Here is a 14,743-nt window from a genome sequence, read left to right as displayed (position 1 = left end):
TCCGAGGCCGGTACTTAGGTTGCGTACTTTGCAACCTTATGTACCGCTGCACGAGGATTAGAGCGAAAGCGTCTTGCGAAATAATATGTGTATTATATACTGGTCGCCGGTCGTTCGTATATTATATATTAGTCTAATGTAACTTTAACCTTTTTGAGGTTCCAGATCTCTTTTGCATACTCTTCGATTGTTCTGTCTGATGAGAACTTACCGGAGCATGCTGTATTCAACATAACCATCTTAGCCCAGTTCTTCTCATCTCTGTAAAGAGTATCGATCTTTCTGTGAGCTTCTACATAAGAAGCAAAATCCTTAAGGATGAAGTATACATCTTCGTTGATAAGTGAATCATACAGATCTCTGAAACGATCCGGATCATCAGAAGAATACATACCATTGATAAGCTGTGTAAGAACAGTTCTTACTGCTGCATCATTGTTGTAGATATCCTTTGGATTGTATCCACCTTCACGCTCATACTTCATAACTTCTTCAGCTCTTAAACCGAAGATAACTGCATTTTCTTCACCAACTTCTTCAACAATCTCTACATTTGCGCCATCCATGGTTCCAAGTGTAACTGCACCGTTTAACATGAACTTCATATTACCTGTACCGGATGCTTCTCTGGAAGCTGTTGAAATCTGCTCGCTGACATCTGCTGCTGCGAAGATCAGCTCTGCATTGGATACTCTGTAGTTCTCGATGAATACAACCTTGATCTTACCCTTGATAGATGCATCATTGTTGATAACATCTGCAACAGAGTTGATCAGCTTGATGATAAGCTTTGCTCTCTTATAACCGGCGGAAGCCTTTGCACCAAAGATATATGTTGTTGGATACATATCATATGATGGATTTGTCTTCAGCTCGTTGTACTGATACATAACATGTAAAATGTTAAGAAGCTGTCTCTTGTACTCATGAAGTCTCTTAACCTGTACATCAAAGATAGAACGAGGATCTACATCCACGCCATTATGCTCCTTGATATAATTTGCAAGACGGATCTTGTTCTGGTACTTAATATTCATGAATTCCTGCTGATACTTCTCATCAGTAGCATATACTTTTAACTTCTTCAGATTTGAAAGCTTAACGATCCATTCATCACCGATCTTATCTGTGATCCAGCTTGCAAGAAGCGGATTACCATGAAGAAGGAAACGTCTCTGTGTAATACCATTTGTCTTATTATTGAACTGCTCAGGTCTCATCTCATAGAAGTCCTTCAGCTCTCTCTCTTCCAGAATCTTTGTATGAAGTGCTGCAACACCATTTACAGAGTAAGAACCTGCGATAGCAAGATGTGCCATCTTAACCTGACCATCATAAAGGATAGCCATGTTCTTAACCTTATCCTGGTTGCCCGGATACATAGACTGGATCTTCAGTACAAATCTTCTGTTGATCTCTTCTACGATCTGATAGATACGAGGAAGTAATCTTGAGAATAATTCGATCGGCCATTTCTCAAGAGCTTCAGCCATGATCGTATGGTTAGTGTATGCACATGTTCTGGTTGTGATATCCCATGCGTCATCCCACTCAAGACCTTCTTCATCCATAAGGATTCTCATCAACTCTGCTACTGCAACTGTTGGATGTGTATCATTCATCTGGAACGTGATCTTTTCCGGAAGCTTATGGATATCACTGTTCTTCTCCTTGAATTTCAGGATTGCTCTCTGAACAGACGCTGAAATGAAGAAGTACTGCTGTCTCAGTCTTAATTCCTTACCTGCATAGTGATTATCATTTGGATAAAGAACTTCAACGATCGTCTTAGCAAGGTTCTGCTGCTCAACAGCCTTTTCATATTCACCCTTATCAAATGAATCAAGACAGAATTCCTGATCTGCTTCTGCATCCCAGATACGAAGTGTATTTACAACATTGTTGCCATAACCGACAACCGGAACATCATATGGTACGGCACGAACTGTCTGATAACCATCCTGAATAAAGTAATTTCTTCCATCTCTGTTCTCAACTCTTACATAACCGCCAAATTTAACTTCTACAGCATACTCCGGGCGCTTGATTTCAAATGGGTTGCCATCCTTTAACCAGTCATCCGGCAGCTCGATCTGATAACCATCCTTGATCGCCTGCTTGAACATACCATAACGATAACGGATACCACATCCGTATGCTGGATAACCAAGTGTTGCAAGAGAATCCAGGAAACATGCTGCAAGACGTCCCAAACCACCGTTACCAAGTGCTGCATCCGGCTCCTGATCCTCAATCAGATTCAGATCAAATCCAAGTTCATCTAATGCTTCTTTTACTGCATCATAGTATGTCAGATTAATCAGATTGTTTCCCAGGGCTCTACCCATCAGGAACTCCATGGACAGATAGTAAACTGTCTTAACGTTCTTCTTCTCATATTCCTTATGTGTTGCTATCCATCTGTCTATTATGTCATCCTTAACAGCGTAGCTGACAGCCTGGAATACCTGCTGTGGAGTTGCCTCTTCGATTGGTCTTCTGTACAATGTTTTCACATTTGTAATAACCTCTTTTTTGAAGCCCTCTTTGTCGAAATCAATCAACTTTTTCATTTATCGTATCCTCCTTGAAAATTGCACGCCAGAATGCATCCCTGACGATTTTTCTATTATCAGATGCCGGTATTATCCGGATCCTTTATATCTCTTTCGTCCTGATTCATCATAATAACCGATTTTACCATGAGAATTTTTGGAAGAAACCTATATTATTTTAACAAAAAAACATGTATTTCTCAATACATGTCTTAATTTTTTGTAGAAAAATACATATTTTTTAGACCAAAGTCTAATTAATCTTGCAATTTTACAATGATTTTTCAATTATTTTCTGTTTTTATAGTTATTTATACGCTCTTGCCCTATGCAACATACCAATATCTTAACAGTTTCATAAGGGTTTTCCCTTCTAATAACCGCCTGAATAATAGCCGCCACAAGGGAAACAGCACATATTTCCACCACAGCAGGAGAGACAAAGCAGGGTAGTGCAGAATGTATTACAGCATTTTGTCATATCCCGGCCTGACATATCCATGCCGTAGCCCTGTCCCTGATCCATATACCATTTCGATCCGCTCTTGATCTGTTCGTACGCCTGCTTGTATTCCATATTATCCGGCTCTAACTGTATCGCTCTCTGAAGCATCTCAAGCGCCCGGATCTGATTACCAAGTCCGGCATTGCACACACCGGAATAATAATGCCATTTTGCATTATGATCCTGAATCTGGTTCAATACTGTTCTTGCTTCCTCATAGCTGCCTGACCGCAGATAGTTTCTGGCTGCCTGAAAATATCTGGAATCCTGATCGTTTGGATCATATTCCTCCCGTCTTCCGCCGGTATAACCGCCGAACCCACCAAACGGTCCAAAGCCGCCATAGAATCCGCCAAACGGATCTGACTCATCATAAGTCGTTCTTCCACCGCTGTTGCTGTTTCGGTAACTGCCTGAACCATATGAACCATTTCCATATGGGCTGCCATATCCACCTGCTCCGTATGAATTTCCATAACCGGTATCACCATCCATGATCGCCTTATATGCCTGCTGGATCTCTTTGAACTTCTCCTCAGCCTCGGCTTTATTTGGATTGTTGATATTCGCATCCGGATGATATTTTCTGCTCAATCGTCTGTATGCACTTTTTACTTCATCATTACTGGCACCATGCGGCAATCCCAGTACTTCATAAGGATCTTTCATTTATTCTCCATTCTGCCTGTTATCTGCTTTGCTACCGCATCTTTCGGCAGTTGCTTTATAATAATTATTCCATATGCCAGAATACACGATATTCCTGAGAATTTCCACATTTTTTATAATCGGAAGCTTCTCAAATTCTCTGGCACATTCTGCCGCCTGCATCATCAGGACTTCTTTTACCCAGTCTGCAAGCTTCTGCCATTCCTCCACCGGAATGTCCTCTGTCTTCATTTCTTCACTACATGTAAGCTTGTGTATCAATGGATTAAAGCTGTGTTTTTTTCGGTCCTTTTCAATATCATCGTAAGCGTCCAGAATATATACAAATCTTCCAAGATAATAACCGATCTTTCTCAGATTTTCTTCCCATGCATCAGCTCTTACGGCAAATATCTCTGCCAGCACTTCACCAAAATATCCTGATAACCGATCCAGATCTTCACTGTTTTCTTTCTCAAGCCCGCTGATCTTTGCAAGCCGATCTGCAATAGTATCAATCTTTTGTCTGTAATCATATAATCGGCTGTCTTCCTTTTCCAACTCTTTCTTCGGTATTAAAAGCTCCGCATACAGCTTACGAAACAGCTTCTTATCATCTGTCCAGTCATCCATGCATTTGTAATATGTAAGTATACGGTTCATATCCGCTGCATAATCGGAGTACAGATTTCTGGCATATTCATGCTTTGTCATCGGATGGACCACACACCTTTTTGTACCCCGCTCCTCTGACGGCTCATACAATCCGGTAAGCAGCAGCACCAGAAATGTCATATCGTAGCTTAATGACAACTGGCCTTTTGCGCCCTGATCTTCTTTTAATGCCCTGCACAACCCGCAGTAATACCTGTGGTATTCGTCAAATTCTTTAAATTTCATTTCCTGCTGGTTTACTACTATATATCCAAACACTCGCCTGTCTCCAATCAGCTTTTCTTAATAAAAGTATTCCCACATTTCGGACATCTTATCTCGATCCTGCCCTTGCCTCGTGGAATCCGGATCATCTGCTCACAACGTGGGCAGGTGAAGATCTTATAATCTTTTCCGGCTTCTTTGCTTTTCTTCATCCGTTTAAATACATTTCGAACGCCTGTCGTGTGGCTTAGAAACCACTTATTTTCTGCCGCACGTTTGTCATATTTCTTAGAAAAGATGCGCACATATCCATAGATAAAAGAAGCAAGTCCAAGGAAATACAAAACTCCTGTCTTCGCCCAGACATCTATGATGATCAGGATCAGTCCCATCCAGGTCAGAAATGATGAAAACTGATCATTTCCATATCTTGTTCGCATAAAGTTGTAAATCTTATCTCTCATATAAGCACCACTCTTTCTTTACCCTGCAGATCTGCTGCCATTTCAGCACCTTCAAATCATGTATTCTATCTATATATTTCCGATCCGACGATCGTAATATTCTGCCTATCCAAGGATCATTGCAGATTCCTGTAACTGTCTGTAAGCACCCTTTATATTGCCCGCTTCTATATCCGTGATCCGGTCAGCATCCGTCCGACATACCAGTTTCTTTAAGTATTCCAGATCTCTCCGAATCTTCTTGATCTGAGCCTTATCCAGATTCTGACTTTGTACCTCTAACTGATTTTCTACTTTATATACATATGCTTCAGCTTCGTTCCAGATATCCATATTTTCCTTGTTGCCCTGAGTCTCTTCCTCATACCGCATGGCATCTTCCCTTGCCCGACGGATTTCTTCCTCTGAAAGATTCGTGCTGGATGTGATCACGATCTGCTGTTCCACGCCTCTGCCAAGATCCTTTGCAGATACCTTTAGGATACCATTTACATCAAGGTCAAATGTAACCTCGATCTGCGGAACTCCTGCAAGTGCTCGCTTGATTCCACTCAGGCGGAAGTTACCAAGCAGCTTATTATCTCTGGTATATTTGCGTTCGCCCTGATACACCTTTACCTCTACATCACGCTGGAAATTTCCGGCCGTCGTAAAGATCTTGGATACCCTGGTCGGAATTGGTGAGTTTCTTGGGATCAGTACATTTGCAACACCACCTAAAGTCTCGATTGACAGAGACAATGGCGTTACATCCATCAGCAAAATATCATTTACCTTATTCGTAACGGTCAGACCACCACTGAGCTTTCCTCCTTGAATCGCAGCTCCCATCGCAACGCACTCATCTGGATTGAGATTCTTCGAAAGCTCTTTTCCGGTTATCCTCTTAACCTCGTCCATAACGGCAGGGATTCTGGTTGACCCACCAACCAATAATACCTTATCTAAACTTCCGGCTGATATACCTGCATCCCGAAGTGCCTGATTGACCGGACCGTCTGTCCGTTTTACAAGATCATCTGTCAGCTCATTGAACAACTCTCTGGTTATGAGCATATCGAGATGCTTCGGCTCGTTCTTTACGACCGTGATAAACGGAAGATTAATATGAGTCTGCAGCGTACTGGATAATTCCTTCTTTGCCTCTTCGCATGCTTCCCGGATACGCTGTACCGCTGTTATATCTTTCTCCAGATTGATCCTTGTTTCTTTCTTAAATGACTTTATCACATACTGCACCAGACGCTCGTCAAAATCATCACCACCAAGATGATTGTCGCCTGCAGTTGCAAGAACCTCGATCACATGATCTCCGATTTCGATCACGGATACATCAAAGGTTCCGCCACCAAGGTCATATACCAGAATCTTCTGTGCCTCTCCGTTATCCAGACCATAGGCAAGTGCCGCTGATGTCGGCTCGTTGATGATTCGAAGTACATTTAACCCTGCGATCTTTCCGGCATCCTTCGTCGCCTGTCTCTGACTGTCATCAAAATACGCCGGAACCGTGATGACCGCATCATGAACCGGCTCACCTAGATAGTTTTCTGCATCCGCTCTTAACTTTGACAGAATGATTGCCGATATCTCCTGTGGTGAATAATCTTTTCCATCTATTCTTTTTCTATACGCTGTTCCCATTTCTCTCTTGATCGATGCAATGGTTCTGTCTACATTTACCGTAAGCTGTCTCTTTGCAGCATCCCCCACCAGTCTGTCGCCATTTTTCGTAATGGCTACTATCGATGGTGTGGTACGGTTGCCTTCGACATTCGGTATGATTGTCGCCTGTTCGCCTTCCAGAACGGCCACGCAGCTATTTGTCGTTCCTAAATCTATTCCTATTACCCTGCTCATGTATGATCTCCTTTTCTATCCGGACGAAGATATCTATACTGATATATCCTGTATTGTGTAATATCTATATAAATAGTATCTACTTTGTTTTTTCTAAAAGTATGATAGACAAGTTTTTTGAATAAATTGTGTATAGTTTATAAAGCAAGTATAAAGTGTTTCATAAAACTTTGGCTGGCTTTTGAGTTAAGAAAGAGCTATGATATCTAAAGAGTTTTACAGAAAGTGGTGTTTTTATATGCGAGAGAAAACAAAAGCAATTCTTTATATAATTCTGGCCGGTGTCGGTTTTTCTTTTATGAACGTATTCGTACGATTATCCGGCGATCTTCCTACGATTGAAAAAGCATTTTTCCGCAATCTGGTCGCAGCATTCATCGCGCTTGTTGTCCTGATCCGAAGTGATCTCGGACTGCATTATGAGAAACGGCACATTCCGATGCTGTTTATGCGGTCGATCTGCGGCACACTCGGTATCATGTGTAACTTCTATGCAGTCGATCACATGAACATCGCCGATGCTTCGATCCTGAATAAGCTGTCACCGTTTGCCGCCGTTATCTTCTCGATCTTCCTGTTAAAGGAAAAGGCAAGTCTGAAACAATATGCTGCTCTGATCGGGGTATTCATCGGTGCTTTATTTGTTATCAAACCATCCCTGAACTTCGCTGATTTTGCTCCGGGTCTCATCGGTTTTACCGGCGGTATGGGTGCAGGCGCTGCTTATGCGGCAGTAAGATATCTAAGCAACCACGGTGCAAAAAATCCACAGATCGTATTCTTTTTCTCCGCATTTTCGACTCTGGTCATGCTGCCATTTGTGATCGCCTTTTATAAACCGATGTCATTTTTCCAGTTGTTCTGTCTGTTCATGGCAGGTGCCTCCGCTGCTGTCGGTCAGTTCTCGATCACGGCTGCTTATTCACATGCTCCGGCAAAGGAAATATCGATCTTCGATTATTCGCAGATCATCACCTCGGCAATCCTTGGTTTCATCTTCTTCAGCCAGATACCGGATGCATTGAGCTTTATCGGGTATGCCATTATCATCGGCATTTCTTATCTGAACTGGCGCGCAGGATTAAAAGCAGATGCAGCCGGCAAGTAAATTTAGATACTTTTTTATAATTATTACTATAATATTTCTTATTATTTATATGGCTAACAGATTTGTATTAAACGAAACATCTTATCATGAAGCAGGTGCGATCGCTGAGATCGCTACAGAGGTCATCGGCCGTGGCTTCAAGAAAGCATTTGTCTGCTCTGATCCTGATCTCATTAAGTTCGGTGTTACTAATGTTCTGGACAACGCTGGTCTTGCATATGAGATCTATTCCAACATTAAACCAAACCCAACCATCGAGAATGTTCAGTCAGGTATTGCTGCTTTTAAGGCTGCAGAAGCTGATTACATTATTGCGATCGGTGGCGGATCATCCATGGACACAGCAAAGGGCGTTGGTATCGTGATCGCAAATCCGGATTTTGCTGATATCAGAAGTCTTGAGGGCGTTACTCCTACCAGGAATAAATCCGTACCTATCTTCGCTGTACCTACAACAGCCGGAATTCCAGCCGACTTAAAAGATATCGTAAAACCGGAGGATATTCCTTTCCTTGCTCAGTCTGCATATGATGATGCATGCCGCCCAGGCAATCTAAAGGAGACAAGCGTAGAGGATATCACCAAGCTGTACGAGTCATTGATCTAGGATTTATATAAAAACAGGGATGTTACATCGAGGGCATCATAATCATTATGATACCCTCAACGTTACATCCCTGTTTTTTATTTTATCTACATCTCACGGAATCTCTTATATCTTGCAGCAGCAATCTCCTCGCCGCTCATTCCATCGAATTTCTTCAGGAATTCCTTGGCATTCATTTTAATGAATTTACCGATATATGGAACGGATTCTTTATCTGCTCCGCCATACTCAGGAATAACCTTCTCGATCACACCAAGTCTTGAAAGATCCTGTGCGGTAAGCTGCATAACCTCTGCCGCCTCCTCTGCACGGTTACTGTCCTTCCAGAGAATTGATGCATAGCCTTCCGGTGAAAGAATGGAGTATACTGCATTTTCAAGCATCCATACTTCATTACCAACTGCCATAGCAAGTGCTCCACCGCTGCCGCCTTCACCGATCAGGATACAAAGTACAGGAACTTTAAGGGCTGACATCTCGTAAAGGTTTCTTGCGATTGCTTCACCCATACCACGCTCCTCTGCTTCCAGTCCACAGAATGCACCGGGTGTATTTACAAATGTGATGATAGGACGGTTGAACTTCTCTGCCTGTTTCATCAGACGAAGAGCCTTACGGTATCCATCCGGAAGCGGCATACCGAAGTTACGCTCCATACACTCTGTCATGCTGGAACCCTTTACCTGTGCGATCACGGTTACAGGCTGTCCATCGATATGACCGATACCACCAACAATCGCTTTATCGTCATTCATTGTTCTGTCTCCATGGATCTCATGGAAATCTTCACAGATATAATCAATATAATCAAGTGCGCAAGGACGAGTCATCTGTCTTGTACCACGAATTTTCTCCCAAGGAGTCTTATTCTCAACAGAAGTCAATCTCTCCTTTAAGATCTCGCTGATATCAAACTTCTCGTCTTCTTCCTTATCGAAGTTTGCATAACCGGTTCTCTGTTTATGCGTAACGATCAACTGATACATGGTATCCTTCATCTTATCTCTGGTGATAATACCATCAATAATACCATGCTCTACCAGGAACTCAGAACGCTGGAAGCCTTCCGGAAGATCCTGTCCGATCGTCTGTTTGATAACACGAGGGCCTGCAAATCCAACCAGAGCACCGGGCTCACCTAAGATGATATCGCCAAGCATTGCAAAGCTGGCTGTTACACCACCGGTTGTAGGATCTGTAAGGATCGATACATATAACAATCCGGCTTCTGAATGTTTCTTCAATGCTGCGGAGGTTTTTGCCATCTGCATCAGGGAAATGATACCCTCCTGCATTCTGGCACCACCGGAACAACAGAACATGAATACAGGAAGCTTTTCTTCTGTCGCACGCTCAACCGCTCTGGCAATCTTCTCACCAACAACATAGCCCATACTGCTCATCAGGAATCTGGCATCACAGATACCGATCATAGCCGGCTCACCATTGATCAGAGCCTTACCGACTGTAACCGCTTCTTTCAGTCCTGTCTTTTCCTGCGCAGCCTTAACCTTATCTTCATATCCGGCTGTATTTAACGGATTTGACATCGGCATATCTTCAAACCATGGTTCAAATGACTTTGGATCTGTTACCATCTTGATACGGTTCTTTGTCTTAACACGGAAATAAGAACCACATTCATAACAAATATATTTTGCCTTTACAACTCTCTGCTTATCAAGCTCAGCTCCACATTTCGGACATTTTACAGTCTCCGGTTTTGGCTGTTCTGCTTCGACAGCCTTCATTTTTTCCATCTCGGCTTCTTTTGCCTTTTTCTTTATAAATAACATTTCTTTTTACTGCTCCTTATATTTCTGTAAAAGAATACATGCGTTATGTCCACCAAATCCAAGAGAATTGCTGATCGCACAGTCAACCTCCTGCTCATATGGCTCCTTACAATAATCAAGATCCAGTTCTTCTTCACTCTCATGAAGTCCACGGGTTCTGTGGATATAGCCTTCTTCGATCGTCTTTGCTGTAACGATACATTCGATTGCACCTGCTGCACCAAGAAGATGTCCTGTCATAGACTTTGTAGAATTGATCTTGATGTCCTTTGCATGATCGCCAAATGCTTTCTTGATCGCTCTGGTCTCAACCAGATCGTTTAAATGTGTACTGGTTCCGTGTGCATTGATATATGCAACATCCTCCGGTGATACGCCCGCATCCTTTACAGCATTTAACATTGCTCTTGCAGGGCTCTCGCCTGAATCTTCCGGTGCTGTGATATGGAATGCATCACTGGAGCATCCGTATCCGCTGATCTCGGCATAGATCTTTGCGCCACGCTTCTTAGCATGTTCCAGTTCCTCAAGAATAACGATACCGGAACCTTCACCAAGAACGAAACCATCTCTCTCTTTATCAAATGGAATTGAGCATCTGTCTGGGTTATCAGATGATGACAACGCTGTTAACGCATCAAATGTCGAGATACCGATTGGTGAAACTGCTGCTTCTGTACCACCGGCGATCATTACATCTGCATCTCCATACTGAATTGTACGGAATGCTTCACCGATACTGTTTGTACCGGATGCACATGCTGTAACAACATCAATACTCTTTCCCTTGCAGCCAAGCTGGATCGCAATATTACCTGCTGCAATATTGCTGATCATCATAGGTACTGTAAATGGGCTTACACGATTCGGTCCTTTTGTCATGATCTTCTCATATGCACTTTCAAGCTCCTGAAGACTTCCTACACCGGAACCGACACAGGTTCCAACCATGTATGGATCTTCTGCTGTCATGTCAAGCTTTGCATCTGCAACTGCTTCCTTTGCTGCTGCAACCGCGAACTGTGAAAATCTTGCCATTCTTCTTGCGGCCTTTGGATCAATATAATCTTTTGCTACAAATCCTTTTACTTCACCTACAACCTTGCACTTATATTCTGATGCATCAAACTGTGTAATCGGTCCAAAACCATGTCTGCCTTCTTTTAAGCCATTCCAGAACTCATCCACATTCAGACCAAGTGGAGTAACCGCTCCCATTCCTGTAATCACTACTCTTCTACTCATATTCAATAATTCTCCTTAATATAAAGTATGATTTCCATTTTCTTCCATATATATACCATCCAGATTATCTGTGAAAGATATAGAAGAAATCCTGCATTGTTAAATTCTATAAAAATTTACTTTGTCAGCTTATGTATAAACCACACAGAATGCATGGTTACGCCGATATTGTACTACATTTTACAAAAATATGGAAATAAATCTTGTAAAGTTTTTATTAATTATCTCACGATTTCGCGGCATACTTCGTCTTCCGACAACATTTCTCCGCTATTTTTCTTTTCGTATTGAATGGAAAAGATGAATTTCTTACTGATGAAATAATTCAAAAAGATCACAAGGATAGATGTAAATACCTTCACTCCCATCGCATTCCATTTCAGTCCGGTAACAAGCGCAAAGATAATCCCCGTTTCGATCAGAAGTGTAGATATCCGGCTCAGATAGAATAATCCCAGTTCAATAAAATATGCCTTTATCGTTGCAGCCTTTGTGTGGAATACAGATTTGCGGTTTGTCGCAAATGACACATAGTTGTACAGAATCCACGACATATAATTGGCATAGATCTCATTTATCCCGCATTTGTACATAAAAACCCAGGCAGACCCTAAGTTCACTGCCCCTACGAGTATGCCCCATGCGATATATATGTATATTTCCTTTGGTATTTTGCGTAAAAGTTTCATACCATTCTCCCTATAGTCCTGATATCGGAAGCTGCTTGAGTGTCGTCTCTTCTTCCGGAAATTCCCGGACGATGCGATCATACATTTTACGGTTAAAAGCTTCCCTTTCTTTATAATTGAATTTTAGAATGTTCTTATAGCCCCATAAATGTGTGAATATATCCTGGTTCTCGATCTGTGCCGAACCGGGAAAAAAAGATGATATCTGCTTTCCCTGCTTCTCTGCACACATCGCAAGAAGCCGCTGTTCCGCAAATACCATATGACAGAGATTCTCCTCTGTCTCCAGACAATTCTCCATAAATGTGATTGAACTGTCAACATAATAATTCTTAAACGCTTCATCCGCGATATATAACATACAGGTATTGACCGGAAGAACCTCAAAGCTCCAGTCCGGGTCAAACCGATACTCCGGCTTCATATGGAAAAACTCTTTTCCCGGATACACATCAGGGAATATCCCTTCTCTGTGTATTGCACAGATATCCGTATCTTTTATAATATTCCGTATATCCTTCCAGATGATCAGATCCAGATCCACCATGACCGCAGGCATCTGCATTTTTTTCAATGAATATAATTTGCCGGCTGCCCAGAACACCTTTTCCGGTACCGCTTCCGGCACTGTAATTTCCTCGATTCCGAGATTCCAGATGTGCGCAAGTCCCAGCTTCTCGATAAATGCTCTTGCCTCTTCATCCGCACACAAACGGATCCCCCCATTGTATTTTCTCCACATCAATGCCGAAAGAATCATCGTAAGGACTTCATAGTCCTGCATCCAATATTCTTCCGCTTGTTTTCCCGCCATATATGGTTTTGACCATAAGGAATGAAATCCGTCCATATGTTGTCCTTTCAAGATAATTGAAAACCGACTAAATATTGATTAGTTACAGGCTCTTGACCTTCTCAGCCAAGGGACGCTTCCGCTCTATATTAAATCCAGCCCATAGCCAAATGTGCTGTTTCCGCCTTTTCTGCTGCATGGTCGTTTTGACCGGTTTATAAGCTGCCATTCCGGCGGCATGTAATACCAATGCGGAATATCATAATCATCTGCTCCACCATCTGTTGCCTGATAAAATGTCGGTGTGTACCGGCTGCCTGCTAAAAATCCACGCTGACTGCCATTCTCGTATTCCCACTCATACATCCAAGGTCGATTACTGCTTGTCCAGAATTCACGATTGCTGCCCGTCAGATAGCCTCGGTTGCTGCCATAGAAAAAGCCGTTCCGGCTTCCAAAAAAGAAGCCCCGATTGCTACCTGTCAAAAACTCCCGCTGACTTCCAAAAAGGAATCCCTGCTGACTTGTCCCCCAAAATCTACCTTGACTTCCAAAGAAATTTCCACGTTGACTTGTACTAAACAGACTTCTCTGACTACCACCGAATAGACTTCTCTGGCTGCCATTCTCATATTCCCACTCATACATCCAAGGTCGATTGCTACTCGTCCAGAATTCACGATTGCTGCCCGTCAGATAACCTCGGTTACTGCCAAAGGAAAAGCCATTCTGACTTTCAAAAAAGAAGCCCCGATTACTATCTGTCAAAAATCCTCGCTGACTGCCAAAGAAGATTCCACGCTGGCTTGTGCCAAACACCCCTCTCTGACTGCTCATCTGACTTCCAGATACATCCGTACGATTTCCTTTACCGCCATTCTGCGAACCCTGTATCCTCACGTTCTCTGCTTTCTTCTTATAATCAACCGGGATTAATATATTTCCGTTAAATTCCACACTAAAAGGCCTGCCATTCCACATCACATATGTGCGATACGGATACAGCCTGCCCTCATGTGCGATCAACTTCATATAAACAGGAATTCCACCTGTTTTTTCTTCCAACTGTCTTGCCTGTTTTCCTGTTGCCTTTATAAAATAACCACCCGAAGGCAGTCTGTCATTCAGGATGGAATTCAATTCCTCATTCCACTCTATATAAACATTAAATTCCCCATTATCATTACGATAGTTTCGCATATCAAAAAAAACCAGACCGGCAGCCACTGGAAGCATGTTAGAAATTCTGTTATCAAATTGTGAAAGTTCCTCTCCGGCTCTCTTCAAAAACAATGAATACACGAAACTCATTCAAATCTCCATTCTGACACCCACAAATATGCTGTCCCAATTTTTCTGTCTCACAGGCGTCATTTGTTCGCCCTTCACGCTAAAAAAACGCTACAATCCCATACTAAATACTCATGATATTATGGTAAACCATTTACCCATTTATTTCAAGAAAAATCACACTTTCTTGCAATGAAAAATCAGCAGAATCAGGACTTCAAAAGCCACAAATATTAACAGCCGCAGAATTCCTGCAAATAGAATAATCATCTTTAGACAATAGACAAAAGCCGGACACTATCTC

General features: G+C 42.3%; 11 protein-coding genes and 1 pseudogene. 2 read left to right on the top strand and 10 right to left on the bottom strand.

Annotation, left to right across the window (positions count from 1 at the left end; all coding sequences use genetic code 11):
• Positions 1–128: 128 nt before the first annotated feature.
• The 5 genes from WKT03_RS01280 to dnaK form a co-directional block, all read right to left on the bottom strand.
• Positions 129–2,573: a glycogen/starch/alpha-glucan phosphorylase gene (locus tag WKT03_RS01280; RefSeq protein ID WP_008401742.1), complete on the bottom strand. Its 2,445-nt coding sequence runs from the start codon at positions 2,571–2,573 to the stop codon at positions 129–131.
• Between the two features lie 355 nt (positions 2,574–2,928).
• A complete protein-coding gene (locus WKT03_RS01275; RefSeq protein ID WP_021944315.1) occupies positions 2,929–3,729 on the bottom strand; it encodes a J domain-containing protein in 801 nt (266 codons plus the stop codon).
• Positions 3,730–4,641, bottom strand: coding sequence for a DUF5685 family protein (locus WKT03_RS01270; RefSeq protein ID WP_021944314.1), 912 nt, complete (start codon positions 4,639–4,641; stop codon positions 3,730–3,732).
• Positions 4,642–4,655: 14 nt separating this feature from the next.
• On the bottom strand, positions 4,656–5,051 hold the full coding sequence (locus WKT03_RS01265; protein ID WP_021944313.1) for a hypothetical protein: 396 nt from the start codon (positions 5,049–5,051) through the stop codon (positions 4,656–4,658).
• A 105-nt stretch (positions 5,052–5,156) separates the two neighbouring features.
• Positions 5,157–6,911, bottom strand: coding sequence for a molecular chaperone DnaK (gene dnaK / locus WKT03_RS01260; RefSeq protein ID WP_021944312.1), 1,755 nt, complete (start codon positions 6,909–6,911; stop codon positions 5,157–5,159).
• Between the two features lie 238 nt (positions 6,912–7,149).
• On the opposite strand from dnaK, the gene WKT03_RS01255 reads away from it, so the two are divergent.
• Positions 7,150–8,019, top strand: coding sequence for a DMT family transporter (locus tag WKT03_RS01255; RefSeq protein ID WP_117784602.1), 870 nt, complete (start codon positions 7,150–7,152; stop codon positions 8,017–8,019).
• A 49-nt stretch (positions 8,020–8,068) separates the two neighbouring features.
• A pseudogene (locus tag WKT03_RS01250) lies at positions 8,069–8,497 on the top strand (iron-containing alcohol dehydrogenase); the annotation flags it as partial.
• 215 nt (positions 8,498–8,712) lie between these two features.
• Here WKT03_RS01250 and WKT03_RS01245 read toward each other — a convergent pair.
• The 5 genes from WKT03_RS01245 to WKT03_RS01225 form a co-directional block, all read right to left on the bottom strand.
• A complete protein-coding gene (locus tag WKT03_RS01245; protein ID WP_262529077.1) occupies positions 8,713–10,422 on the bottom strand; it encodes an acetyl-CoA carboxylase carboxyltransferase subunit alpha in 1,710 nt (569 codons plus the stop codon).
• A 6-nt stretch (positions 10,423–10,428) separates the two neighbouring features.
• On the bottom strand, positions 10,429–11,667 hold the full coding sequence (fabF, locus tag WKT03_RS01240; RefSeq protein ID WP_008401733.1) for a beta-ketoacyl-ACP synthase II: 1,239 nt from the start codon (positions 11,665–11,667) through the stop codon (positions 10,429–10,431).
• A gap of 221 nt (positions 11,668–11,888) precedes the next feature.
• Positions 11,889–12,356 (bottom strand): GtrA family protein, encoded by a 468-nt coding sequence (locus WKT03_RS01235; protein ID WP_262529078.1) that lies wholly within the window; start codon positions 12,354–12,356, stop codon positions 11,889–11,891.
• A 10-nt stretch (positions 12,357–12,366) separates the two neighbouring features.
• On the bottom strand, positions 12,367–13,206 hold the full coding sequence (locus WKT03_RS01230) for a DUF6734 family protein (protein ID WP_262529079.1): 840 nt from the start codon (positions 13,204–13,206) through the stop codon (positions 12,367–12,369).
• An 87-nt stretch (positions 13,207–13,293) separates the two neighbouring features.
• Positions 13,294–14,460 carry a hypothetical protein gene (locus WKT03_RS01225; RefSeq protein ID WP_262529080.1) on the bottom strand — a complete coding sequence of 389 codons (1,167 nt, stop codon included), beginning with the start codon at positions 14,458–14,460 and terminating at the stop codon, positions 13,294–13,296.
• Between the last annotated feature and the right edge of the window lie 283 nt (positions 14,461–14,743).

This window comes from Coprococcus sp. HCN-4056, assembly GCF_037892645.1.
GTDB classification, from domain to species: domain Bacteria; phylum Bacillota; class Clostridia; order Lachnospirales; family Lachnospiraceae; genus Coprococcus; species Coprococcus ammoniilyticus.
The sequence above is the reverse complement of the archived record's forward strand: the minus strand, read 5'-3'. Positions and strand labels throughout refer to the sequence as shown.